This window comes from Ectorhizobium quercum, from assembly GCF_026552795.1.
GTDB lineage: Bacteria > Pseudomonadota > Alphaproteobacteria > Rhizobiales > Rhizobiaceae > Ectorhizobium > Ectorhizobium quercum.
Genome location: NZ_JANFPI010000001.1, coordinates 731,226 through 756,113, shown reverse-complemented (window position 1 = coordinate 756,113; position 24,888 = coordinate 731,226). Strand labels below are relative to the sequence as shown.

The window sequence follows — 24,888 nt, the reverse complement described above, 5'->3', positions numbered from 1 at the left end:
ATTGCAACGCAACAAAATATCCGCAACCGTTACTGGAAATCGAAGGCGGAGAGGCCACTGACCATCTCGTCGAGGCCGAGCGGGCGCGTGACGGGCGGCTCGGCACGGGAAAGGCAGCCGCGGCGCTCGCACAACCGGCAGGCCGTGCCGGCCGGAACGGCCGCAACCGCGGCCTGCCCGTAGACCACATCGTCCTTGTGGACGATATCGCAGCCGACCAGCACCGCCGAGCGCCGCACCCGTTCGCTGAACGGCATCTGCGGCCCCTCCAGCGTGCGCGAAATGGTCAGGAAGCCGCCGCCGTCCGGCATCTCGACGCGATCGACCAGCACCTGCGACGGCTGGGCGAAGGCGGAATGGATGTTGAGCTTGGGACAGAGCCCGCCGAAACGGACGCGCGGGAACCCTTCGGCGCCCGCAAGCCTGAGAACGTGGCCCGCATGGTCCATTTCCATCAGGAAGAAGGGAAGGCCCGAGGCGCCCGGCCGGGCAAGCGTCGTCAGCCGGTTGGCCGCCTGCTCGAACGACACGGCGAAGCGGCTGCGCAGCAGGTCGATGTCGTAGCGGGTGCGGACCGCCGCGGCGAGAAACACACCATAGGGCATCATCAGCGCATGCGCGGCATAGCGGGCGAGTTCGAAGCGGGCGATGCGCCGCGCCTCGTCGCCCTCGAAGCCGAGCCCATCCAGTTCCGCAAGAATATCGGTTCCCATGAAAAGCAGCGCCGCCTCCTGGGCGAGTTCCCGCGTCTGGTCGAACGGCGACAGCCGGCCGGACAGGAAAAGCCGCATCGAATGGCGATCATAGCGCCGGCGCAGATCGGGCATGGCCTCGACGGGCAACAGGCGAACGGCGATGCCGTGCTCCGCCTTCAGCCAGGCCTTCAGCGCGCCGGACAGATCGTCGGCGGGCGCAAGCCGCGCATGGAAGGCCTCCGCCGCATCCTCGATGCGCGGGAAGAAATTGGCGCGGCGCTCCAGCCTGCCGCGCACCTCGTCCATCGGCAGGCGGGCGCCGGACAGCGACGTCTCGTGCCCCTCCTGCGCCAGAAGTGCTGCAAGGTCGGAAAGGCGCGCCGTCTGCTCCCTGTACGCCCGGTAAAGCTTGACCACGGCATTGGCGGCGTTCGGCGCCGCATCCGCCAGTTCCATCAACTCGTGCTCGCCGGGCACCTCGCCGGCCAGAAGCGGATCGGCGAAGATCTCGCGCAGATGCGCCACGGCGCCCGCCGCCTCGCCCTGCAATTCATCCAGATCGACCTTGTAGACGGCGGCGAGCTTCAGGAGAAGCTGCACCGTCAGCGGACGCTGGTTGCGCTCGATGAGGTTGAGATAGGAGGGCGAGATGCCGAGCGCCTCGGCCATCGCCGTCTGGGTCAGGTCGAGGCCGGCGCGGATACGCCTGACCCTCGGACCGGCAAAGATCTTCTTTTCCGCCATTCTTCCAGCCGTTCGACAGACCGCCCCGAAACCGGGATGCAACATATTTTACAACATTTACATTTTTACATCTCTTATTTGTCAAAGGCAAGACATCTCGACCTTTTTCAAGTCGTTGTTTTTTCGATTTTTCTGGAATGGGAGCGGAAGATTTTGTAAAACTAGTCACATCAACACCGGGCAAGACGGTTCCCATGCGGAGCGCTCGGGAGGAGACGGACAGTGCGGCGACGCAACGGGTTCCGACAGGCCCGTTGCGCGGCCGACAAGAACCCGGTCATACAAGAGGAGAAGTGCCATGACCCCGCAGACCCGAGTCAAGGAGCGTGCCGAGGAGCAGGCGTCCGCGATGAACAGCGATCAGCAGGCGACGATCCGCATGGTTGCCAACGACCTGCATCGCCTGAACCAGTCGATCATGAAGGCCGTCGATGCCGGCGTTTCCGTCGAACTGGTGCGTTCGGCCCGGCACCACGGGGGCGACGGCAACTGGGGCGATCTCCTGATCCCGGTCATTCTGGCCAATGTCCGCAGCGAGGCGGCCTGAAGAATTACCCTTTGGCGGCCTGCCATGAGCCGCCAGACCTCGGGGACGGATTTGCGCAGAACCCTCTGGAAAATCTCCCGTTTTCCATTGAATCCGTTTCTGAAACCCATCGGCCCGGCCCGTAACCGGGCCGATGCCCCATTCCGGAAAACGATGCGGAATCGCGTCGAAAGGACCGGCTTTCCTGAGGAGGACGACGAGACCGCCGACGGCCCTGCCGTCGCGGTCTCATTCGTTTCCGGCAGCCGCAACCGTTGCGCCAGCTATTTGTTTCCGCGCAATTCCGGACAGCTCAAAGCGGCAGGAAAAGGTGCCAGGCGCAGAGCGCTGCGGCGGCAAGCCCCGTCAGACGCCAAAGGTGCGGCGTGTTCCGGTCGCGGATTTCGGCGACGGCGATGGCGCGGGCACGGCGATGCGATCTGGTCATGGGCGTTCCTTCCCGGAAACGGGTGATCTCGATCATGCCGCAAAGGGCGGGCCAGCCTATCGTCATGAAGCGGCCGCGAAGCCGGGCTGACCTTCGAGCTTCCGCGCCAAAATTTAAGATCGTGTGAATCCCCGGCGGGGAGACGATCCCGCTTCTCCGAAGAAAGGCGTCACACCGCCTCGCCCGCCGCATGACCCGAGGCCCAGGCCCACTGGAAATTGTAGCCGCCGAGCCATCCCGTCACGTCGACGCATTCGCCGATGAAATAGAGGCCCGGCACGGCCTTCGCCTGCATGTCGCGGGAATCGAGGCCAGCCGTATCCACGCCGCCGAGCGTCACTTCCGCCGTGCGATAGCCCTCCGACCCCGCCGGCCGGATGCGCCAGTCGCCGAGGCGGGCGACGAGCGCGGCCTGCGCCTTGCCGGACAGTTCCGCAAGCGGCCTTTCGGCGCCGGTTTCGGCGGCGAAGAACTGGGCAAGCCGTTTCGGCAGGACGGCGGCCAGCGCCGTGGCGACGGACTGCCGGCCGTTTTCCCGGCGCGCCGCGTTCAGGACCTCCGCGAAATCGACATCCGGGGCGATGCGGATGGCGATCTCGTCGCCTTCCCGCCAGTAGGAGGAAATTTGCAGGATGGCGGGCCCGGACAGGCCGCGATGGGTGAACAGCAGGGCCTCCCGGAAGGCCGTCCTGCCGTGGCGGACTTCGGCATCGACGGAGACGCCCGCCAGCGGCGCGATCTTTTCCAGAAATGCGGGATCGAGCGTCAGCGGCACGAGGCCGGGCCGGGTTTCGAGCACAGCGAGGCCGAACTGCCCGGCGATCCGGTAGGCAAGGCCGGTAGCACCCATTTTCGGGATCGACTTGCCGCCGCTTGCAACCACCAGCGCGGGCGCCTCGAACAGATCGGTTTCGGTCCGCACGCGGAAAAGCCCGTCCGTCCTTTCGACGGAGACCACCGACTGCTTCAGGTGAAGCGTCGCGCCCACTGCTGCAAGCTCCTTGAGGAACATCGCGATGATGTCGCGGGCGCTGCCGTCGCAGAAAAGCTGGCCGAGGGTCTTTTCATGCCAGGCGATGCCGTGGGCCTCGACCATCGCGATGAAATCCGCCGGCCTGAACCGGGCGAGCGCCGACTTGGCAAAATGCGGGTTGGCGGAAAGATAGTTTTTCGGACCGGCATGAACATTGGTGAAATTGCAGCGCCCGCCGCCGGAAATGCGGATCTTCTCGCCCGGCGCGGCGGCGTGATCGAGAACCGCCACATGCCGGCCGCGCCGGCCCGCCGTCAGCGCGCACATCATGCCGGCGGCTCCCGCGCCGATGACGATCGCATCCCGTCTGTGAACCAAGGCCAGCCCTTTCCCGCGACCGAATCGCCGTTTTCCTCTCGCCAAATGCGTCATGGCGCGTCTATCATGGCACGAACCGAAACATCAAACCGGTGATCCATGCCCGCCAAACGCAAATCCGGCGCTCCCATCAAGTCCTCTACCAAAACTGCAATCCCCCAGCCGACCTACGATCAGCCGCGCGGCGTGACGAACTGGAAGGAAGCCGCGCAATGGCTGCGCGTCCGCGGCATCGAAGACATCGAGTGCATCACGCCCGACTTCGCCGGCGTGCCGCGCGGCAAGATGATGCCGAGTTCCAAATTCACCGGAAACACCTCTCTGGCGCTCCCCTCGGCGCTCTACCGCCATACGATCTCCGGCGACTATCCGGAGGAAACGGCGAACTTCCGCTACGAGCCGCGCGACGGCGACCTGAAGCTGGTGCCCGACCTTTCCACGCTCTCCTCCGTCCCCTGGGAAACCGATCCGACGGCGCAGGTCATCTGCGACGTGGTGAATTCCGTCGGACAGGAGGTGCCCTATACGCCGCGCAACGTGCTGAAGCGGGTTCTGTCCCTGTACGCCAGCAAGGGCTGGAAAGCCATCGTCGCGCCGGAGATCGAGTTCTATCTCGTCGCCAAGAACGAGGATCCCGACTACCAGCTCCATCCGCCGAAAGGTCGTTCGGGCCGCTCGATCGTCGGCGGCCAGGGCTATTCCATCGCCGGCATCAACGAGTTCGACGAGCTGATCGACGACATCTACCACTTCTCCGAGGGGCAGGGCCTCGAAATCGACACGCTGATCCATGAGGAAGGGCCGGCGCAGCTCGAGATCAACCTGCGCCACGGCGACCCGATCGCGCTGGCCGATCAGGTGTTCATGTTCAAGCGCACGATCCGCGAGGCGGCCATGAAACACGGCATCTACGCCACCTTCATGGCCAAGCCGATGCAGGGCCAGCCGGGCTCGGCCATGCACATCCACCAGTCGGTGGTGGATGCGAAGACGGGCAAGAACATCTTCTCGCTGCCGGAAGGCGGCCCCTCGCCCGAATTCTTCCACTTCATCGGCGGCATGCAGAAATACGTGCCGGCCGCGCTGGTGATGCTGGCGCCCTACGTGAATTCGTATCGCCGCCTGACGCCGGACATGGCCGCGCCCGTCAACACCGCCTGGGGCTACGACAATCGCACCACCGCCTTCCGCGTGCCCGTCTCGGATGCGGCGGCGCGGCGCGTGGAAAACCGCCTGCCCTCTTCCGACGCCAATCCCTATCTGGCGCTCGCGGCCTCGCTGGCCGCTGGCTGGCTCGGCATCATCAACGAGGTCGAGCCGACGCCGCCGACCGAGGACACGGCCAATGAAGGGCTGATCGAGCTGCCCCGCGGCCTTCTGGAAGCCGTGGCGCTTCTCGAAGGCGAAACGGCGCTGGCCGATGTGCTCGGCGCGGAATTCATCGGCCTTTATGCGGGCGTGAAGCGCGCCGAATTCGAGACCTTCATGCAGGTGATCAGCCCGTGGGAGCGGGAATTCCTGCTTCTCAACGTGTGAGGCGCACGGATGCTGTGGCAAAGCCCGATCGCGCCGGGAATCTCCTGGTATCAGGCCGATGCCGGCGAGCGGCCGGATTTTCCCGCGCTCGACGGGTCGGCGACGGTCGACGTCGCGATCATCGGCGGCGGCTTCACCGGCTTGCAGGCGGCCTATGCGCTGGCGAAGGCCGGCGTTTCCGTAATGCTGATCGAGGCGCATCGCTGCGGCGACGGCGCTTCGGGCCGCAACGGCGGCCAGTTCGGCACCGGCCAGCGCTGGTGGCCGGAGGAACTGGAACCGACACTCGGCTACGAGCGCTCCAGGGCACTGTTCGATCTCGCCGAAGGTGCCAAGAAGCACGTGCTCGATTTCGCCGCCGAGAACGGCATCGACATGGACTACCTGCCCGGCCAGATGAACGTCGCCCACAAGCCGGGTCACGAGCGTGATTATCAGGCCAATGCCGAGATCGCCGCGACACGCTACGATTATCCGCATTCCACCTATATGGACCGCAAGGAGACGGCGGAGCGGCTGGGCTCGGACCGCTATTATTGCGGCGTGCGCGACATGGGCACCGGCCATATCCAGCCGATGAAGCTGCTGATCGGCCTGGCGAGGGCCGCCAGCGCCGCCGGCGCCGCCATTTTCGAGAACACGCGGGCAACGGCGATCCGTTCGCAGTCCGGCCGGGTCGAGATCGACACCGCCAGCGGCACGATCACGGCCGGCAAGGCGCTGATCGCCACCAACGCCTATATCGAGCGGCTCGAACCCGTCACCGCGGCGCATGTCATGCCGATCCGCTCCTTCATCGGCGCCACCGTTCCGCTCGACGACTTCCCCGACGTGCTGCCCGGCAAGGAAGCGGTGGCCGATTCACGCTTCGTGGTGCGCTATTTCCGCAAGACCCGCGACAACCGCCTGCTGTTCGGCGGGCGCGAGGCCTATACCGCCGACCATCCGACCGATATGTCCGTCCATATCCACCGGCAGGTCACGGAACTCTATCCGGCGCTGAAGGACATCGCCTTCACCCATGCCTGGGGCGGGTCGGTCGGCATCACCATGCCGCGCCGGCCCTTCGTGCGCGAGGTGATGCCGCATGTCGTCTCCATCGGCGGCTATTCCGGCCACGGCGTCATGCTGTCCAATTATTGCGGCAGGCTCTATGCCGAGGCGGTGCTGGGCAAGAGCCCCGATCTGGACTTGCTGAAGGACCTGAAGGTCGGCCCCTTCCCCGGCGGGCCGAAGCTGCGCGCGCCGCTGCTTTTCCTCGCGCTTTCCTGGTACGCCCTGAGGGACAGGTTCTGAACAAGGCGTCCGAGGCTCCGCGCGACGCCGCTTCATACGGCCTCCATATTCTGGCACCATAGAGTGATAGTCGCTTTCGGCGGCGTGGCGATTCCCGTTGCGTGCCGGCCCGCGATCCTTCCACCGCACGTGTTTTTCCGGCGGTTCCGGCGTGTTTCGCTTTCACGGTTCGGCCCGCCGCAAGAGACCTGCCGGCGGGTGCCGGGGTTGTTGGATACGCCCGCGGCTGACGCCGGAGCGAACGGCGTCGGCGAATTTTGTTGCGTTGCACACTGGCGTATTTAAATCGATTAGATTACAATGTCGATATTCTTTTCCGGAGAAGAAAAACGCATGACCATCCAGATCATTCCCGTCGATCCCTTCGATTGCGTCGTTTTCGGCGGCACCGGCGATCTCGCGGAGCGCAAGCTCCTGCCGGCTCTTTATCATCGCCAGCTCGCCCGGCAGTTCACCAACCCGACCCGAATCATCGCCGCCTCCCGCGCGCAGATGACCTCCGAGGAATACCGGACCTTCGCCCGCGAGGCCCTGAAGACGCATTTGCAGGCGGAAGAATACGACGAGGCGGAGATCGCCACCTTCTGCTCGCGCCTGTTCTACGTGCCGGTCGATGCGAAATCGAGCGAGGGCTGGGCCGATCTCAAGGCGCTGCTGGAAGAAGGCAAGGACCGCATCCGCGCCTTCTATCTCGCCGTGTCGCCGGCACTTTTCGGGGATATTTCGGAAAAGATCCGCGATTTCAAGCTGATCACCAAGCAAACGCGGATCGTGGTGGAAAAGCCCATCGGCCGCGATCTCGCCTCCGCGCTCGACCTGAACGACACGATCGGCAAGGTGTTCAAGGAAGAGCAGATCTACCGCATCGACCACTATCTCGGCAAGGAAACGGTGCAGAACCTCATGGTCCTGCGCTTCGCCAACGCGCTCTACGAACCGCTGTGGAATTCGGCTCATATCGACCATGTCCAGATCACCGTGGCCGAATCGGTCGGCCTCGAAGGCCGCGCCGGCTATTACGACAAGGCCGGTGCGCTGCGCGACATGGTGCAGAACCACATTCTCCAGCTTCTCTGCCTCGTGGCGATGGAGCCGCCCTCCTCGATGGAATCGGAGGCGGTGCGCGACGAGAAGCTGAAGGTCCTGCGGGCACTGAAGCCGATCACCGCCGCCAATGCCGAGAAAATGACGGTGCGCGGCCAGTATCGCGCCGGTGCCTCCGCCGGCGGGCCTGTGAAGGGTTATCTGGACGAACTGGAAGGCGGCGTGTCCAACACCGAAACCTTCGTCGCGATCAAGGCCGAGATCGGCAACTGGCGCTGGGCGGGCGTGCCGTTCTACATCCGCACCGGCAAACGCCTGGCGACGCGCATGTCCGAAATCGTCGTTCAGTTCAAGCCGATCCCGCACTCGATCTTCACCGATTCCATCGGCCGCATCGAGGCGAACACGCTGGTCATCCGCCTGCAACCCGACGAGGGCGTGAAACAGTGGCTGATGATCAAGGAACCGGGACCGGGCGGCATGCGCTTCCGCCATGTGCCGCTCGACATGAGCTTTGCGGAAGCCTTCGAGAAGGAGCGCAACCCCGAAGCCTACGAACGCCTGCTGATGGACATGATCCGCGCCAACCAGACGCTGTTCATGCGCCGCGACGAAGTGGAAGCCGCCTGGCAATGGGTCGACCCGATCCTGAAGGGCTGGGAAGCCACCGGCCAGTCGGTTCAGGGCTATACCGCCGGCACCTGGGGCCCGAGCGGCTCCATCGCCCTGATCGAACGCGACGGCCGCACCTGGCACGAGGCGGACTGAGCGCCCGCGCAGGAAGGAAACGACATGGAGCATTTCCATTCATTCGAGACGAGGCAGGCGCTTGCAGACGCGCTGGCCGACGCAGTGGCGGGCGCCCTGACCGCGGCGATCAAGGCACGCGGCAGGGCGAGCCTTGCCGTGTCCGGCGGCTCGACCCCGAAACTGTTCTTCGCCACGCTTTCCACGCGGCCACTGCCGTGGGAAAAGGTGACGGTGACGCTCGTCGACGAACGCTTCGTGCCGCCGGAAAGCGACCGTTCCAACCATAACCTGCTCGCCGCGCATCTTCTGACGAACGCGGCCGCAAAGGCCCGCTTCGTGCCGCTTTACCACGCCGGCAGGACGGCGGAGGAAGCAGCCGTCCTCGCAAGCCGGGAAACCTGCGGCATCGACGAGCCGTTCGACGTGGCGATCCTGGGAATGGGAACCGACGGCCATACGGCCTCGTTCTTCCCCGGCGGGGACAATCTCGCCGAAGCACTCGATGCCGCCGCGACGCGCGGCGTCGTGACCATACGGGCGCCGGACGCGGGCGAGCCGCGGCTGACCTTCACCTTCAGCGCGCTGCGCGATGCGCGTTTTCTCGCTCTCCACATCGAGGGTGAGGAGAAGAAGCGCGTGCTCGAGGCCGCCCGGGCGGAAGGCCGTGAGGAGGACATGCCGATCCGCGCCGTGCTGAACCGCTCGCTCACGCCGCTCGAGATTTTCTGGGCGCCCTGAGCGCCGCCGCCATTCGATCCAACGTTCCAGCGCTTTCAGCGGTCTTCCCGTCACTTGAAGCGCTTTGAAGAAAGGACGCCGTCATGCCCGCCGATTCTCGCATCATGTCCATCACGAAGCGCATCGTCGAACGCTCGAGGCCGACCCGCGACATCTATCTCGATCGCCTGCGCTCCGCTTCCCACAAGAAGGTGCAGCGCTCCGTTCTCGGCTGCGCCAACCTGGCGCACGGCTTCGCCGTCTGTTCCCCCGCCGGGAAAGAGGCGCTGGCCGGCGATAGCGCGCTCAATCTCGGCATCATCACCTCCTACAACGACATGCTGTCGGCGCACCAGCCGTTCGAAACCTATCCGGCGCTGATCCGGCAGGCCGCGGCCGAGGCCGGCGGCGTCGCCCAGGTGGCCGGCGGCGTTCCGGCCATGTGCGACGGCGTCACCCAGGGCCAGCCCGGCATGGAGCTTTCGCTTTTCTCGCGCGATCTCATCGCGATGGCCGCCGGCATCGGCCTGACCCACAACATGTTCGATTCGACGGTCTATCTCGGGGTCTGCGACAAGATCGTCCCGGGGCTGACCATCGCGGCGCTTACCTTCGGCCACCTGCCGGCCATCTTCATTCCCGCCGGGCCGATGACCTCCGGCCTGCCCAACGACGAGAAGGCGAAGATCCGCCAGCTTTACGCCGAGGGCAAGGTGGGCCGCGCGGAACTGCTGGAGGCAGAATCGAAATCCTATCACGGCCCCGGCACCTGCACCTTCTACGGCACGGCCAATTCCAACCAGATGCTGATGGAAATCATGGGCTTCCACATGCCCGGCGCCTCCTTCATCAATCCCGGCACGCCGCTGCGCGACGCGCTGACGAAGGAAGCAACGAAGCGCGCGCTGGCCATCACCGCGCTTGGCAACGAATATACGCCCGCCGGCGAGATGATCGACGAGCGCTCCATCGTCAACGGCGTCGTCGGCCTGCACGCGACCGGCGGCTCGACCAACCATACGCTGCACCTGCTGGCGATGGCGCGGGCGGCAGGCATCATGCTGACATGGCAGGACATTTCCGACCTGTCCGACATCGTGCCGCTGCTGGCCCGCGTCTATCCGAACGGCCTTGCCGACGTGAACCACTTCCACGCGGCCGGCGGCATGGGCTTCCTCATCGCCCAGCTTCTGAAGAAGGGCCTGCTGCACGACGACGTGCGCACCGTTTTCGGCCAGGGCATGGAGGCCTACGCCATCGACGTCAGGCTCGGCGAGAACGGCACGGTCAGGCGCGAGCCGATCTCCGACGTCAGCGCCGATCCCAGGGTTCTGGCTCCCATCGAAGCGCCGTTCCAGCCGAATGGCGGGCTGAAGATGCTGACCGGCAATCTCGGCAATGGCGTCATCAAGGTCTCCGCCGTGAAGCCGGACCGCCACGTCATCGAGGCGCCGGCCATTGTCTTCCACGACCAGCAGGAAATCCAGGACGCCTTCAAGGCCGGCAAGCTGGAAAAGGACTTCATCGCCGTGGTGCGCTTCCAGGGGCCGAAGGCGAACGGCATGCCGGAACTGCACAAGCTGACGCCGCCGCTCGGCGTGTTGCAGGACCGCGGCTTCAGGGTCGCGCTCGTGACCGACGGCCGCATGTCCGGCGCCTCCGGCAAGGTGCCGGCGGCGATCCACGTCACGCCGGAAGCGGTGGACGGCGGGCCGATCGCGAAGATCCGCGACGGCGACCTGATTCGTCTCGACGCCGTGGCCGGAACGCTCGAAGTGCTGGTGGATGCCGCCGAATTCGCCGCACGGCCGCACGTCGAAGCGGACCTTTCGGCGAAAGAATTCGGGCTGGGGCGCGAGCTTTTCGCCTCGTTCCGGCGCAACGCCGGCCCGGCCGACCACGGTGCGAGCGTGCTGTTCGCGTAGGGCGGTTCAGCGTTTCACGCAATTGCCCTGGCGACGGGCCGCGCCTCTTCAGGCGCGGACGTCGAGCACGTAGTCCTTATGGGCCGGATGCGTGCTGTAGACGAAAATGCGGTTTATTTCCTTGTCCGTCAGAAGGCGCAGGAAACGGACCTCGATGCGGTTGTTGGCCAGCGTCTTCATCAGCACGCAGCCGATCTTGGTGATGCGTGCATCGGGAATGTCGAGATAGAACTGGTTCGGCACATGATACTGGGTCATGAGGCCCAGGATCGCCGTGCTTTGCGAAATCTGCAAAATATCGCACCGGCGCGCCGCCAAGTGCATGACGCCCTTTTCGGTATATTCGATGCGCGCCGCATTGCGCGTTTCCTGCATGGGAAAGCGTGCTTCACGATCGTACATGAAGGACTCTTCCTTGTTCAGATAGGGCTGCCCCAGCGCAGCCTTGGAATTACTCACGACCCGGCCTCCGTGTATGCTACCGGATGTTTAGCACCGAAATTTTAACAGAGGGTTCGAGCGCCGGATAAACCGCCGCGTATCAATCCGGCACGGGGCCGGTCGAGGCCCGCCGGACCAGAGCGGCATGCCAGATTTCCTGAAGGTCCGGCTCCCGTCCGTTTTCGATCACGCCGATCAGACGTTCGGCGATGCGAACACCGGCTGCGCGCAGCGAGGAGCGCGTCGTCGTCAACGGCACGGAAAAATTCTCCGGCTTGAGAAGCGGCAGATCGTCGTCATGCGTGGTGAGCGAGATGTCGCGGCCAAGCTTCAATCCCCGGGCATAGATGGCCCTCACCGCACCGAGCGCCTGCGCGGTGGACGAGCAAAGGACGGCGGTGGGCCGGGCGGGCCGGTCGAGAAGCGCGTTCATGGCGCGATAGCCCTGGTCGTCCGTCATCGGAACGGCAAGGCAGGCCGAAGGGTCGAGCGCGATGCCCGCCTCGCGCAGCCGGTTTTCCGCCCCCTGACGCCGCCGCAAGGCAAAATCGAATTCTTCCGGCGCGTTGATCAGGCCGAAGCGGCGATGTCCGAGGTCGATCATGTGGTCGGCCGCATCGCGGAACACCGCCTCGTTGTCGATATCGAGAAACGCATAATCCTCCGGCAGGCCGGCGGAACGCCCATGCACGATGAACGGCAGGCCGAGCGACCGCGTCGTCGCGATGCGCGGATCGCCGGCGCGCAGATAGCCGATATAGAGCCCGTCCACGCTGCCGGACGAGGCCAGGCGGCGGATCGCCTTTTCCTCGTCGTGGGGGTCGGCGGGCATGATGACGAAATGGAAGTCGTGTTTCAGCGCAACCTCGCCGATGCCGCTCAGGAATTCGCCGAAGTGAACGTCGAAATGATGCTCCGACGAGGTGGGCATGACGAGACCGATGGAGCGCGCCCGCCCGGTCGCCAGCCTCTGGGCGGCCTTGTTGGGACGGTAGCCCGTCTTTTCCGCGGCGGCCAGAACCCGCTGCCGCGTCGCCTCGCTGACCTCCGGAAAACCGTTCAGGGCACGGCTCACCGTCGTCTGCGACAGGCCCAGCATTTCCGAAAGCTGCTTCAGATTCATCCGTCCTCCCCCGGCGGCTACAGAAATACGCGCGACTCAATCCCACCCGCACACTGTCACATACTGGACTTGTCCACCATCGCGCCTAACCTTCTCAACAAACAACATCAAGAGACCGCAAGGCAAAAGGTTGCCCGGGTACAACACCTGAAAAGGCTTGACTCGCATGAAGAGGAAATGTGAATTGACGGGTCAAAGCGCTTTGAGAGGGAGCCGGGCGTACACGATTTCGACTGTGGTTTCGGTACAGCACGAATGACGGGGAGGTCATCCTGATGAAGTTTCACCTGAAGGCGGGAGTTGCGGCGCTCGCCCTGCTCGCGATGCCGGCTGCGGCGGCCGAGCTGAAGTTCACGCCGGGCGAGGACCAGCGGCTGAACTGGGCAAGCTACGAGGCGTTCAAGCAGGCCCATGCCGACCTGAAGGGCCAGACGCTGACCATCTTCGGCCCCTGGCGCGGCGACGACGAGGCGCTGTTCCGCACGGTTCTTGCCTATTTTTCCGATGCGACGGGCATCGACGTGCGCTATTCCTCCTCCGAAAACTACGAGCAGCAGATCGTCATCGACACACAGGCCGGCTCGCCGCCGGATATCGCCATCCTGCCGCAGCCGGGCCTTTACGCCGACCTTGCCGCCAAGGGTTTCCTCGTGCCGCTCGGACAGGACGTGGCCGACTGGGTGAAGGAAAACTACGGCGCCGGCGAAAGCTGGGTGAACTACGGCACCTACAAGGGCCGGGACGGCGTCGAGGCCTATTTCGCCTTCCCGTTCAAGGCCGACCTCAAGTCGATGGTCTGGTACGTGCCGGAAAATTTCGAGGAAGCCGGCTATGAAATCCCCGAAACAATGGAAGACCTGTTCAAGCTGAGCGACCGGATCGTCGCCGATGGCGGCACCCCCTGGTGCATCGGCCTCGGCTCCGGCGGCGCGACGGGCTGGCCGGCGACCGACTGGGTGGAGGACATCCTGCTGCGCCAGCAGCCTCCGGAGGTCTACGACCAGTGGGTTTCCAACGAGATCAAGTTCAACGCGCCGGAAATCGTCGCCGCCATCGAGGAATTCGGCAAGTTCGCCAAGAACAGCAAATATGTGGACGGCGGCGTCGCAGCCGTGGCCTCGACCGACTTCCGCGACAGCCCGAAGGGCCTGTTCACCATTCCGCCGAAATGCTACCTGCACCGACAGGCGTCCTTCGTCCCCTCCTTCTTCCCGGAAGGTGTCGAGCTGGGAACGGATGTCGACTTCTTCTACCTGCCGCCCTATGCGTCCAAGGCCGACCTCGGCAAACCGGTTCTCGGCGCGGGCACGCTGGTTTCCATAACCCGCGACACCCGGCCCGCACGCGCCTTCATCGACTTCCTGAAGACCCCGATCGCCCATGAAGTGTGGATGGCGCAGTCGAGCTTCCTGACGCCCTACAAGGCGGCGAAACCGGAAGCCTACGCCAACGAACAGATGCGCCGGCAGGGCGAGATCCTGACGACGGCCACTACCTTCCGCTTCGACGGTTCCGACCTGATGCCCGGCCAGATCGGCGCCGGCGCCTTCTGGACCGGCATGGTCGATTTCGTCGGCGGCAAATCGGCGGAGCAGGCCGCAACGGAAATTCAGAACGCCTGGGACGGACTGAACTAAGCTTCAGGGCAAGCGGGCGGTGCAAGCCCGCCCGTTCACGAACGGAGAGGGAGGGACATGGCAGGACAGATCGTTTCGGCCATCGGCATCATGATCGCGGGCGTTTTCGCCTGCGCCGCCTACTACTGGCTGTCCGACCGGCTGCTGAACGCGGCGCTGCCGGTGCGCGGCCGCGACATCATGACGGCATCGCGCAACCTCAACCGCCGGGCCGTCGTCCGGCCCTGGCTGTTCCTGGGGCCGGCCCTCGTCCTGCTCGCGGTCTATCTGGTCTATCCGGTGATCGCCACCGTCATACTGTCCTTCTACGACCGCACCGGGACGAGTTTCGTCGGCCTCGACAACTATCGCTGGGCCGTCTTCGACCGCGAGTTCCGCCGCTCCATCCTCAACAACGTGCTGTGGCTGGCCGTCGTGCCCGCCGCCTGCACCTTCCTCGGCCTCGTCATTGCCGTCCTGACCGACCGCATCTGGTGGGGCAACATCGCCAAGTCCATCGTCTTCATGCCGATGGCGATCTCCTTCGTCGGCGCGTCGGTGATCTGGAAATTCATCTACGAATATCGCGGCTCCGGCACGCAGATCGGCCTTCTCAACGCCGTCGTGACGTGGTTCGGCGGCGACCCGCAGGTGTGGATCGCCCTGCCCTTCTGGAACAACTTCTTCCTGATGGCCATTCTCGTCTGGATCCAGACCGGCTTCGCGATGGTCATCCTGTCGGCGGCGCTGCGCGGCATTCCGGAAGAGACCGTCGAGGCGGCCGTCATCGACGGGGCCAGCGGCTGGCAGATCTTCTGGAAGATCATGGTGCCGCAGATATGGGGGACGATCGCGGTCGTCTGGACGACGATCACCATTCTCGTCCTCAAGGTCTTCGATATCGTCCTGACCATGACCAACGGCCAGTGGGACACGATGGTTCTCGCCAACCTGATGTTCAACTGGATGTTCCGCGGCGGCGGCGATTCCGGCCGCGCGGCGGTGATCGCGCTGATCATCATGGCCGCCGTGACGCCGATCATGATCTGGAACATCCGCCAGGCGAACCGCGAGAACGGAGGCCATTGACATGGACATCGCACAATCCCTGCGCCGCACCGGCTTTCCCCGCCTGTTCGTGCATTTCGCCGTGCTTGTCATCGTGCTGCTCTGGCTCCTGCCGACGCTCGGCATTCTCGTCAGCTCCCTGCGCGACAAGGACCAGATTACCGTTTCGGGATGGTGGACCGCCTTTGCGGGCGCGACCCAGACCGAGGCCGTGCGCCTTGCCGAACCCTCCGCGCAGCGGCAGGACGGCACCGGCTACGTGATCTCCGGAACGCTGGTCGAGGGCGACAAGACGGTTTCCGCCTTCGGCACGCGGGTTCTGGAGCCCGGCGCCTTTCCGGCCGGCGAAACGGTCGACGTGGGCGACGGCGAAACGCTGACCGTCCATGCCGACGGCACCTACGAATACCGCAAGCCGACGAGTTTCGACGGCGAGCGCGGCAGGCGCGTCTACCTGACGGTGGTGACGCCGCCCGCCTTCACGTTCGACAATTACCGCACGGTGCTGAACGCCGAGGGCATCGGCAACGCCTTCGTCAACTCGCTGACCGTGACCATCCCGGCGACGGTCATCCCGATCCTGATCGCGGCCTTCGCCGCCTATGCGCTGGCGTGGATGGAGTTTCCGGGCCGGGCGATCCTGATCGCCGTCGTCGTCGGCCTCATCGTCGTGCCGCTGCAAATGTCGCTCATACCGCTGTTGCGGATGTATAACGGCATCGGCATGCTGTTCGGCGTGCCGTCGAAAACCTATGCCGGGATCTGGCTGGCGCACACCGCCTTCGGCATGCCGCTCGCCATCTACCTGCTGCGCAACTACATTGCCGGCCTGCCGAAGGAAATCATCGAATCGGCCCGCGTCGACGGCGCGTCCGACTTCGAGATCTTCGTCAGGATCGTGCTGCCGCTATCCTTCCCGGCGCTCGCGTCCTTCTCCATCTTCCAGTTCCTCTGGGTGTGGAACGACCTGCTCGTGGCGATGGTCTTCCTCGGCACATCCGGGGACCAGCTCGTGCTGACCGGGGCGCTGAACGCGCTGCTCGGCTCGCGCGGCGGCAACTGGGAAATCCTGACGGCCTCCGCCTTCATCACCATCATCGTCCCGCTCCTCGTCTTCTTCGCCTTGCAGCGCTACCTCGTGCGCGGCCTGCTGGCGGGGTCGGTCAAGGGCGGCTGAGAACATCATCAGGAACAGGAAAATCGCATGACCTCTTCTTCCATTCTGACTGCGGACAAGGACTGGTGGCGCGGCGCGGTGATCTACCAGATCTATCCGCGCTCGTTCCAGGATTCGAACAGCGACGGCATCGGCGATCTCAAGGGCATCACCTCGCGCCTGCCCCACGTCGCCGAACTGGGCGCGGACGCGATCTGGATCTCGCCGTTCTTCACCTCGCCCATGCGCGATTTCGGCTATGACGTCTCCAATTACTGCGACGTCGATCCGATCTTCGGCACGCTTGCCGATTTCGACGACCTGGTCGCCGAAGCCCACCGGCTCGGCATCCGCGTCATGATCGATCTGGTCATATCGCACACGTCCAGCGACCATCCGTGGTTTCAGGAAAGCCGCAAGGACCGCGACAATGCCCGCGCCGACTGGTATGTCTGGGCCGATCCGAAGCCGGACGGCACGCCGCCGACCAACTGGCTTTCCATCTTCGGCGGCTCGGCATGGCAATGGAACCCGGATCGCATGCAGTATTACCTGCACAACTTCCTGACGTCGCAGCCGGACCTCAACCTGCATAACCCGAAAGTTCAGGACGCGCTTCTCGACGCGACCCGCTTCTGGCTGGAGCGCGGCGTCGACGGCTTCCGCCTCGACACGATCAACTTCTACTTCCACGACCAGCAGCTTCGCGACAACCCGGCGCTGGAGCCGGAACGGCGCAACGCCAACACGGCGCCGGCGGTGAACCCCTATAACTTCCAGGAGCATCTCTACGACAAGAACCGGCCGGAGAACCTCGAATTCCTGAAACGCTTCCGCGCCGTACTCGACGAGTTTCCGGCGATCGCCGCCGTGGGCGAAGTGGGCGACAGCCAGCGCGGCCTCGAGATCGTCGGCGAATACACCTCCGGCGGCGACAAGATGCACATGTGCTACGCCTTCGAATTCCTCGCCCCCGAGCGCCCGACACCGGTTTCGGTGGCGGAGGTGCTGCACGCCTTCGCCGCCGCCGCGCCGGAAGGCTGGGCCTGCTGGGCCTTCTCCAACCACGACGTCATGCGCCATGTCTCGCGCTGGGGCGACGGCGTCGAGGATATCGACGGCTTCGCCAAGCTCTTCGCCTCGCTGCTGATGAGCCTGCGCGGCTCGGTCTGCATCTACGAGGGCGAGGAACTGGCGCTGCCGGAAGCCGACCTCGCCTTCGAAGACCTTCAGGACCCCTACGGCATCGAATTCTGGCCGGCCTTCAAGGGACGCGACGGAAGCCGCACGCCGATGGTCTGGGAATCGGGCAGCCTGAACGGCGGCTTCTCCTCGGCTCCCAAACCCTGGCTCCCGGTGCCGGTCGAGCACCTCTCGCGCTCGGTCGACACCCAGAAGGGCACGCAAGGATCGGTTCTGGAGCACTACCGGACGTTCCTCGCCTTCCGCAAGCAGCACCCCGCCCTTGTCAAGGGCGACATCCGCTTCCTGCCGGTAACGGACAACGTGCTCGGCTTCACCCGCACGCATGACGGCGAAAAGCTGCTCTGCCTGTTCAACATGGGCGAGACGACGGCGCGCCTTCCGCTGCCGCCGGGCGACTGGACGGTTCTCGACGACCACGGTCTGGCGGGCAACCTCGAAGGCGGCACGGTCGAGCTTCCGGCGTGGGGCGGCTTCTTCGCCCGGCATGTATAAGAAAGACAGGGAGGCTCTCATGACCGGGCTGGTGCTCAAGGATATCCGCAAGTCCTACGGACCCGTGAAGGTGCTTCACGGCATAGACCTTCAGATCGAAAAGGGCGAGTTCGTCGTCTTCGTCGGGCCGTCCGGCTGCGGCAAGTCCACGCTTCTGCGCATGATCGCCGGGCTGGAAGGCATCACCGCCGGCGAGATGCAGATCGAGGGCCAACGCGTCAACGACGTGCCGCCGTCCAAGCGCGGCATCGCGATGGTGTTCCAGTCCTATGCGCTCTACCCGCATATGACGGTCTACGACAACATGGCGTTCGGAATGCGGATCGCCGGCGAGGACAAGGCCGAAATCGACCGCCGCGTCCGCTCCGCCGCCGAGAAGCTTCAGCTCGAACCCTATCTCGACCGCCTGCCGAAGGCCCTTTCCGGCGGCCAGCGCCAGCGCGTGGCCATCGGCCGAGCCATCTGCCGCAATCCGAAGGTCTTCCTGTTCGACGAGCCGCTCTCCAACCTCGACGCGGCGCTGCGCGTCGCCACGCGCATCGAGATCGCGAGACTGAACGAATCCATGCCCGATACGACGATGATCTACGTGACGCACGATCAGGTCGAGGCCATGACGCTTGCCGACCGCATCGTGGTGCTTTCGGCCGGCCGTGTCGAGCAGGTCGGCGCGCCGCTCGAACTCTACGAGCACCCGGCGAACCTGTTCGTGGCGAAGTTCATCGGCTCGCCGGCCATGAACATCGTGCCCACTACGATTGTCGAAGCCGGGCCGACGACCACGGTCTCGCTCGGCGGCGACCGCAACATATCGCTGGATATTGCCACCCCGCCGGACCACAAGGGCCGGAAAGCCAGTTTCGGCGTCCGGCCGGAAGACCTCCGCATCGCAACCGAGGGCGAGCACGCGCTGTTCTCCGGCACGATCGGCATCGTCGAGGCGCTGGGCGAGGTGACGCTGCTGCATCTGGAGGAACTGTCGGGAGAGGATCCGGTCGTCGTCAAGCTTCCCGGCATCGTGCGCGACGTGCGCGGCAAGACGCTCACCTTCACCGCCGACGCAGGCAAGCTGCATCTCTTCGACGCCGACGGACACAGCTATCGCAAGGCATGACTTCCTCCCAAGACATGCCCCTTGCGACGAGCGGCCCTTCGGGGCCGCTCAGCGTATTGACACCCCTCTCCTTCGTCACCCTCGGGCTCGACCCGAGGGTCCACGCCGCACGTAGCGCGGTGGATGGTCGGGTCCAGGCCCGACCACGACGAAAGAGAGCGATACGCCCTTTGTCAGTCGTCCGAGCGGCCCTTCGGGGCCGCTCATTCTTCATGCGCCGCAGCCTTCGGCCTGTCAGAAGCGGGGCCGCGGGCGCCCGAGGATCAGATGGGCCGCGATGACGGTGTTCGCCATGAGCATGGCGATGGTCATCGGGCCGACGCCGCCCGGAACCGGCGTGATCGCACCGGCGATCTCGGCAACCTCGGCATAGGCCACGTCGCCGATGAGCCTGGTCTTGCCCTCGCCCTTGTCGGGCGCCGGAACCCGGTTGATGCCGACATCGATCACCGTCGCGCCGGGCTTCACCCAATCCGCCTTCACCATGTGAGGACGCCCGACCGCGGCCACCAGAATGTCGGCGGTGCGGCAGATCGCAGCCAGATCCCTGGTACGCGAATGGGCCATCGTCACCGTGGCATTGGCGTTGAGAAGCAATTGCCCCATCGGCTTGCCGAACAGGTTCGAGCGGCCGATGACGACTGCATTGAGGCCGGAGAGATCGGCGCCGTGGATCGTGCGCACGAGCAGCATCGACCCGGCGGGCGTGCAGGAGAGAAGCCCCGTTTCCAGATCGCCGGTGGCGAGCTTGCCGGCGTTGACGACATGGAGGCCGTCCACGTCCTTTTCCGGCAGGATGGACTGGATGACCGGTTCGGAATCGAGATGCTTCGGCAGCGGCAGTTGCACGAGAATGCCGTGGATCGCGGGATCGGCATTGAGTTCGCCGACCAGCTTGAGGAGCGCTTCCTGCGTCGTTTCCACCGGCAGCGTATGCTGGACGGAGTGGAAGCCGCACTGCTTGGCCATGCGACCCTTCGAGGCGACATAGGCATGGCTGGCCGGATCGTCGCCCACGATGACAACCGCAAGACCGGGGCGAATGCCGGTCTCCTGTTCGAGAGCCGTTGCGGAAGCGGTTACTGCCTCGATGACGGAGGCCGAGATTGTCTTGCCGTCGATTACCGTGGTCATGGGCGTTTCTCCTGACTGGGGCCTTTCAATCCTTCCGGGCTATGGTCCCAAACAGCGGAGAATGCAAGACTTTTCGGCACGTCAGAAGCGAGAGGACGACCTGCCCGCCTGATAGGCTCTCACGCGGTGCTTCAGGGCCTCCATGCGGCGGCGGATCGCCTCGATCTCGGCCTCGCGGCCGGTCAGCGGATCCGGCATCGCCTCGTGCCGGTCCATTTCGGCGCTGCGCCGCAGAACCGCGCGCAAACGCTCGGCCAGCGGCATATCGTCGTTCTGAGCCGGCGGCGGTCCCCACGCGCCATCCCCACCGTCTTCCTCGTCGTCGTAGCCGTATTCGTCGTCCGGGCGGTGCCGGGGCGCAGGATGGGGTTCCGCGCTCTGCCGAACCTCCGCAGGCTCAACGTCCGCATCATCCGTCCGGCGGCGGGCGGAAAGACAGAGCCAGCCGAAGGCTATCAGAAGGCCGGTTGCCGCGCCGGCAAGGGAAACCATGAGCGGCGAGACGCCGTTGACGATCACGGTTTGCGCATGGGCCGGCGCCAGGATGCGGGCCGGCACCGGTGACGGCGATGTGCGGCTGGCGTCGAGCTTGTCGAGATAGCCGGCACGCAGGCGGTCGGCCTCGCCCTTCAGGGCCTCGAGCTTTTCGAGGTCCTGACCGTTTTCCGCCGGGCCGCTTTCCAGCCGCTGTCTTTCGGCTTTCGCCTGGTCGAGCGCCCGGCTGGCCGCCTGCACCTTTTCCTTGTAGCCCGCCTCCAGCTTGCCCAGCGCATCGCGAAAACGATTGCGGGCGTCGTCCGCTGCACCGCGGGCGGCGAGAAGCCGGGGATGGCGTGGCCCGAGGTCGACCGCGAGGCGCTCGTAATCGAGCTTGGCCGCGATATATTTCTGGCGGGCGTCGTCGAAACCCGGTGCGTCGATCCCCAGATCGGATGCCGCGGGAGCGTCGTCCGAAACCTTCAGCGCGCCGATACGGGTGCTTTCGTCCTTCAGGGCCGCGAGCATCGCCTCGCGGCTGGCAATATCGGCATCGTGCCCGGCGATCTCGGCGGCAAGGCGGGCGGCGGCATCCAGATCGCCGGTGCTTTTGGTTGCCACATGGTCGGCCAGCGCCTGCTCCGCGTCTTCGGCGGCCTTGCGGGCGGCGGTCAATCCATAGGTTTTCTCGACCGCCTGCCCGGCCGCCAGGGACAGGCTCTCCTCGGCGAACGCATTGGCGATCCGCTCGGACAGAACCGGGCTCGGCGTGGTCACGGCCAGCGACAGCCGGCCCGCCGAACGATCGGGCATGACGGAGAGCGAACCGGCAAGCGTCCGTTGCAGCGCGTCGTCCGGGTTCGAGACCGTCTTTTCGGTTCCAGCCAGAAGATCGGCGGCGACGGCAAGCATTCCGGGCGCCCCAGCGGCCAGCAGCGGTTCGCGCGACAGATCGAGCGACACGGCGACGCGATCGAGGCTCGCATCGCTCTTCAGGCCGGACGCCAGCGCATCGACGGCCTCGCTTGCATCAATGCCGACCACTGCGGTCGATGTGAAGGAACGGGGAAACATTTCGCCGAACGTGAAGGGAAGCGAAGCACCGCCGAGGGCCGCCGATGCCAGGAAGAGCAGGGAGAAAGCCATGCTTCTTTCCCGGCGCGGCTTGCGGTTGCCGTTGGCCGTTTCGAACGTCCGGACATCGTCGCGGGCGATCTCTCGATCGGGAAAGCCGCGATCGCGCCGTCTGCCTTGTTCCGCGGGGTCATACATATCTGCCGCCTGGGTCTGGTCGTCGGGCGTGCCGACGGTCATGGTTAACCCAGTTTAAATTTTCATGGCAAATATTTGGTTAACGCGCAGCGCCCCTCTGCTTGCCCACGGCCATGTCGAGCGGGGGTCGTTCCGGCTTGCTCTTCTCCGTCGGCTTCAGCAGAGGCTCGGCAAGTCGCATGTAGGACGGCAGCGCCCGCTTGCCGAAGCGGAAGCGCAGGAGATGAAAGAAGAAGATCGGGATGCCCACGAGATAGCGGCCCGCCAGACGGCGCGGCTCGTTCCAGAAGCGATAGGCCCATTCCAGCCGCAGGCTGCGCAACAGGTGCGAGGCGCGCGGCACCCTGCCGGACACGAAATCGAACAGCGCGCCGCCTGTCATCACCAGCCTGGCGTGTTCGGGACGGATATATCTGGCGACCCAGCGCTCCTGGCGCGGGGTTCCCATGCAGACGACCAGCACGTCCAGCCCGAGCGTTTCGATCTTCTCGATCACCTTCAGGCTCTTCTCGTGGTCGAGATAGCCGTCGCTGACGGGGATGAACGTGTGCCAGGGACAGCGGCGCCGGAATGCGCCGGCCGCGTCCTCCAGCACTTCCGGCGTCGCGCCGACCAGGCCGATCCGCTTTCCGGCCGACATGTAGGTCATGAGTGCGGGGATGAAATCCGTGCCGTTGAGATTGGCCGGAAACGGTTCGCCATGCAGCAGGGCGGAGGCGATATCGAGACCGAAGCCGTCCGGGAAAACGAGTTGGTTCTGCAACAGCTCGTGATAGTCCTCGAACTTCATCATCAGGTTGGCGTTATGCGCATTGAGAAACGCGATGACCGTCTGGCCCGTCGGCACATTGGCAAGCTGGTTCGTGAAGGCCAGCGCGCTATCCCAGTCGAGATCGCACACCGGAACGTCGAGAACCGCCCTTTTCGATGCCAGAATCCCGAAATTGACCGCGATGTTCATGCCCCCCTCCCTTATCCGGCCAGTCGAATGCTGGCATTTGCGAAGGCTATGAAGCGGTCTACCGCGGCGTCTGTCTCACACGGCTTAAATCAAACGCTAAAATGCAACCTATCGGTCGATTTGACCCCCGGTGGAAATGACGCAGACGCGCACTCCGGGCGGGGAGATACGCGTCTGCGGCCGTCTTGCGACGGATCGGGATAAGGGGGATATCAGTGGCCGGCGGGGGCCGGGTCGGCGACCGCTTCGCCCGGCGTGATCTGCAAGCCCGGGCGGACGGACCGCTGCGCATTGGTGTTGATGCGGATGTCGTCCTTCGACAGGTAGTCGAGCTGCTCGACCAGCACGTCCGACACGATACCGTCACCGAAACGGTCGTTCAGACCGTCCTTGATGCGGCTCTTGAAGGCAGCGAGGTCGAAACGCTCGACATGCGCCACGTCGACGACCGGGTTGCCGACAAGCAGCGTGAACAGGCTGTCCGTGACCAGTTCCTTCATCGGCAGTTTCGTTTCACCGATCTTGGCCTTGTCGACGATGAGGGAAACGCGGCTCAGGAAATATCCCTGAACGGAACCGTCCGCAATCAGCGGGATGGTGGTCGTCTCGCCCCGGAGCAGCTCGGTGTCGATCCTCGGCCCCGTGTCGCCCTGAACCGGCGCCGTCGCCTGCCCGATCGAGAACCAGACGGCCCCGAGCGTCACAAGGCAAACCCAAATGCCTGTCAGAAGGAGCTTCAGCATCACATCTCGCTATGACGGAACTGTTCCTGAGAGTAGGTGCCGTCGCCGTCGGCCGACTGCTCGGCATTCTTCAGCAGATCGGCGACCGCGCGCACGGCGTGCAGATGCGCCTCGACCCGGCGCGCATTGAGAGCGAGCTTGCCCTTCAGTTCGTGCATCTGGCCGATATAGGTCGTCGCCAGTTCCTGCGGGTCCGTATCGCGGAACAACATGGTCAATTCATAAAGGCAACGGCTCTTGTGCGCATTCGAGACCTTGAGGTCGAACTCCGGATCCTTGCCGATGCGCTGGTTCTCGTTGTCGATTATCGCCTCAAGACGACCGAGGACCGTTTTGATGCGATAATCACCGGATACGATTTCCATATGTTGTGCCCTTTTTTTGCTTTTTTCACGGAGTGCCCCGTCAGCACGCCGCCTCGACCCGCCTTTCGGCGGATACGACCTGGCCCGGGAGACGCTTCATGCAGCGCTCTCAGGTATTCTCCGCAACGGATTTTTCATCCTCGCCGACGCCGAGCGTGCGGCGCTGGAAATCCATGACGCTGCCAAGCGCCATCCTGCGGTCATTCTCGTCCGTCGTGGCGTTCGGCGTGCCGTCGCGCATCTGCTCGACCTGCCTGGAGAAAAGCTGTTCGGCAATGCCGATGCCGCCACGCTCCGCAACGGCATTGGCCATCTGCTCGGCCATCATGCTCTTCCAGAACTCGCCGGCAGAGCCCTTGCCGTAGACCTCTTCGCTTTCGGACGGCAGCATGTTCTGGATGAAGGTCGACAGAACACTCGCCTCGAACTTACGGTAGACCTCCGGAACGGCGCTCGCCGATGCCGGATGCGCATTGCCGAGACCCGCCTTGGACGCAGCGCCGTCGACCGTGCCGACCGTGGACGCGAAGCCGGCGCCCGTGCCGGCCAGCAGCGTCGCCTCGGCCCCTGCCGCGCGGCTGCGCAGCTTCTCGCGCGCGGCCTGAATCTCGCTCGGCTCGGCCGCCTTGACCACATCGAGCACGAGATCGCTCGGAGGTGAAATCGCCATATCGCTTTCCTCGCATGG

At 64.8% G+C, this 24,888-nt stretch carries 22 protein-coding genes; 11 read left to right on the top strand and 11 right to left on the bottom strand.

Translation table 11 applies throughout. The annotated features are described in order from the left end of the window. Positions 1 to 29 precede the first annotated feature (29 nt). On the bottom strand, positions 30 to 1,439 hold the full coding sequence (locus NOF55_RS03455) for a helix-turn-helix domain-containing protein (protein ID WP_306409907.1): 1,410 nt from the start codon (positions 1,437 to 1,439) through the stop codon (positions 30 to 32). A 298-nt stretch (positions 1,440 to 1,737) separates the two neighbouring features. Here NOF55_RS03455 and NOF55_RS03450 point away from each other — a divergent pair, with 298 nt between their 5' ends. Then, positions 1,738 to 1,986 (top strand): SMc00767 family acetate metabolism repressor, encoded by a 249-nt coding sequence (locus NOF55_RS03450; RefSeq protein ID WP_306409906.1) that lies wholly within the window; start codon positions 1,738 to 1,740, stop codon positions 1,984 to 1,986. Positions 1,987 to 2,278: 292 nt separating this feature from the next. Here the strand turns inward: NOF55_RS03450 and NOF55_RS03445 are convergent, their stop codons facing one another. Both NOF55_RS03445 and NOF55_RS03440 read right to left on the bottom strand, forming a co-directional pair. Beyond that, positions 2,279 to 2,413 (bottom strand): hypothetical protein, encoded by a 135-nt coding sequence (locus NOF55_RS03445; protein ID WP_306409905.1) that lies wholly within the window; start codon positions 2,411 to 2,413, stop codon positions 2,279 to 2,281. 169 nt (positions 2,414 to 2,582) lie between these two features. After that, a complete protein-coding gene (locus NOF55_RS03440) occupies positions 2,583 to 3,818 on the bottom strand; it encodes a BaiN/RdsA family NAD(P)/FAD-dependent oxidoreductase (protein ID WP_370868892.1) in 1,236 nt (411 codons plus the stop codon). A gap of 45 nt (positions 3,819 to 3,863) precedes the next feature. On the opposite strand from NOF55_RS03440, the gene NOF55_RS03435 reads away from it, so the two are divergent. The 5 genes from NOF55_RS03435 (at position 3,864) to edd (ending at position 11,032) form a co-directional block, all read left to right on the top strand. Next, entirely contained in the window at positions 3,864 to 5,300 is a 1,437-nt protein-coding gene (locus tag NOF55_RS03435; protein WP_306409903.1) for a glutamine synthetase family protein, read from the top strand. A 9-nt stretch (positions 5,301 to 5,309) separates the two neighbouring features. Then, positions 5,310 to 6,596 (top strand): NAD(P)/FAD-dependent oxidoreductase, encoded by a 1,287-nt coding sequence (locus tag NOF55_RS03430; RefSeq protein ID WP_306409902.1) that lies wholly within the window; start codon positions 5,310 to 5,312, stop codon positions 6,594 to 6,596. Between the two features lie 333 nt (positions 6,597 to 6,929). Further along, positions 6,930 to 8,408: a glucose-6-phosphate dehydrogenase gene (gene zwf / locus NOF55_RS03425; RefSeq protein ID WP_306409901.1), complete on the top strand. Its 1,479-nt coding sequence runs from the start codon at positions 6,930 to 6,932 to the stop codon at positions 8,406 to 8,408. A 24-nt stretch (positions 8,409 to 8,432) separates the two neighbouring features. Next, positions 8,433 to 9,128 carry a 6-phosphogluconolactonase gene (pgl, locus tag NOF55_RS03420; protein WP_306409900.1) on the top strand — a complete coding sequence of 232 codons (696 nt, stop codon included), beginning with the start codon at positions 8,433 to 8,435 and terminating at the stop codon, positions 9,126 to 9,128. 83 nt (positions 9,129 to 9,211) lie between these two features. After that, the gene (gene edd / locus NOF55_RS03415) at positions 9,212 to 11,032 is read left to right on the top strand and encodes a phosphogluconate dehydratase (protein WP_306409899.1); all 1,821 of its coding nucleotides are present in this window, start codon (positions 9,212 to 9,214) and stop codon (positions 11,030 to 11,032) included. A 48-nt stretch (positions 11,033 to 11,080) separates the two neighbouring features. Here edd and NOF55_RS03410 read toward each other — a convergent pair whose 3' ends face one another. Both NOF55_RS03410 and NOF55_RS03405 read right to left on the bottom strand, forming a co-directional pair. Next, positions 11,081 to 11,434: a hypothetical protein gene (locus NOF55_RS03410; RefSeq protein WP_306410189.1), complete on the bottom strand. Its 354-nt coding sequence runs from the start codon at positions 11,432 to 11,434 to the stop codon at positions 11,081 to 11,083. Positions 11,435 to 11,573: 139 nt separating this feature from the next. Next, on the bottom strand, positions 11,574 to 12,596 hold the full coding sequence (locus NOF55_RS03405; protein WP_306409898.1) for a LacI family DNA-binding transcriptional regulator: 1,023 nt from the start codon (positions 12,594 to 12,596) through the stop codon (positions 11,574 to 11,576). 275 nt (positions 12,597 to 12,871) lie between these two features. Here NOF55_RS03405 and NOF55_RS03400 point away from each other — a divergent pair, with 275 nt between their 5' ends. The 5 genes from NOF55_RS03400 to NOF55_RS03380 are packed head-to-tail and all read left to right on the top strand — an operon-like array spanning position 12,872 to position 19,248. Continuing rightward, positions 12,872 to 14,233: an ABC transporter substrate-binding protein gene (locus tag NOF55_RS03400; protein ID WP_306409897.1), complete on the top strand. Its 1,362-nt coding sequence runs from the start codon at positions 12,872 to 12,874 to the stop codon at positions 14,231 to 14,233. 57 nt (positions 14,234 to 14,290) lie between these two features. After that, positions 14,291 to 15,301 (top strand): carbohydrate ABC transporter permease, encoded by a 1,011-nt coding sequence (locus NOF55_RS03395; protein WP_306409896.1) that lies wholly within the window; start codon positions 14,291 to 14,293, stop codon positions 15,299 to 15,301. Between the two features lies 1 nt (position 15,302). Next, positions 15,303 to 16,457, top strand: coding sequence for a carbohydrate ABC transporter permease (locus NOF55_RS03390; protein ID WP_306409895.1), 1,155 nt, complete (start codon positions 15,303 to 15,305; stop codon positions 16,455 to 16,457). 27 nt (positions 16,458 to 16,484) lie between these two features. After that, the gene (bglA, locus tag NOF55_RS03385; RefSeq protein WP_306409894.1) at positions 16,485 to 18,134 is read left to right on the top strand and encodes a beta-galactosidase BglA; all 1,650 of its coding nucleotides are present in this window, start codon (positions 16,485 to 16,487) and stop codon (positions 18,132 to 18,134) included. A 19-nt stretch (positions 18,135 to 18,153) separates the two neighbouring features. Beyond that, positions 18,154 to 19,248, top strand: a complete 1,095-nt coding sequence (locus NOF55_RS03380; protein WP_306409893.1) for an ABC transporter ATP-binding protein — start codon at positions 18,154 to 18,156, stop codon at positions 19,246 to 19,248. A 234-nt stretch (positions 19,249 to 19,482) separates the two neighbouring features. On the opposite strand, the gene folD is transcribed toward NOF55_RS03380, so the two are convergent. From folD to NOF55_RS03350, 6 genes are all read right to left on the bottom strand, one after another. Continuing rightward, positions 19,483 to 20,382 (bottom strand): bifunctional methylenetetrahydrofolate dehydrogenase/methenyltetrahydrofolate cyclohydrolase FolD, encoded by a 900-nt coding sequence (folD, locus tag NOF55_RS03375; protein WP_306409892.1) that lies wholly within the window; start codon positions 20,380 to 20,382, stop codon positions 19,483 to 19,485. Between the two features lie 81 nt (positions 20,383 to 20,463). Then, positions 20,464 to 22,005, bottom strand: coding sequence for a GumC domain-containing protein (locus tag NOF55_RS03370; RefSeq protein WP_306409891.1), 1,542 nt, complete (start codon positions 22,003 to 22,005; stop codon positions 20,464 to 20,466). A gap of 205 nt (positions 22,006 to 22,210) precedes the next feature. Further along, the gene (locus NOF55_RS03365) at positions 22,211 to 23,092 is read right to left on the bottom strand and encodes a WecB/TagA/CpsF family glycosyltransferase (RefSeq protein WP_306409890.1); all 882 of its coding nucleotides are present in this window, start codon (positions 23,090 to 23,092) and stop codon (positions 22,211 to 22,213) included. 212 nt (positions 23,093 to 23,304) lie between these two features. After that, positions 23,305 to 23,835, bottom strand: a complete 531-nt coding sequence (locus NOF55_RS03360) for a hypothetical protein (protein ID WP_306409889.1) — start codon at positions 23,833 to 23,835, stop codon at positions 23,305 to 23,307. Continuing rightward, positions 23,835 to 24,200 carry a hypothetical protein gene (locus tag NOF55_RS03355; RefSeq protein ID WP_306409888.1) on the bottom strand — a complete coding sequence of 122 codons (366 nt, stop codon included), beginning with the start codon at positions 24,198 to 24,200 and terminating at the stop codon, positions 23,835 to 23,837. Before NOF55_RS03355 ends, NOF55_RS03360 begins: the two co-directional genes overlap by 1 nt. Positions 24,201 to 24,309: 109 nt before the next feature. Next, complete coding sequence (locus tag NOF55_RS03350; RefSeq protein ID WP_306409887.1) at positions 24,310 to 24,870, bottom strand: rod-binding protein; 561 nt, start codon at positions 24,868 to 24,870, stop codon at positions 24,310 to 24,312. Positions 24,871 to 24,888 lie beyond the last annotated feature (18 nt).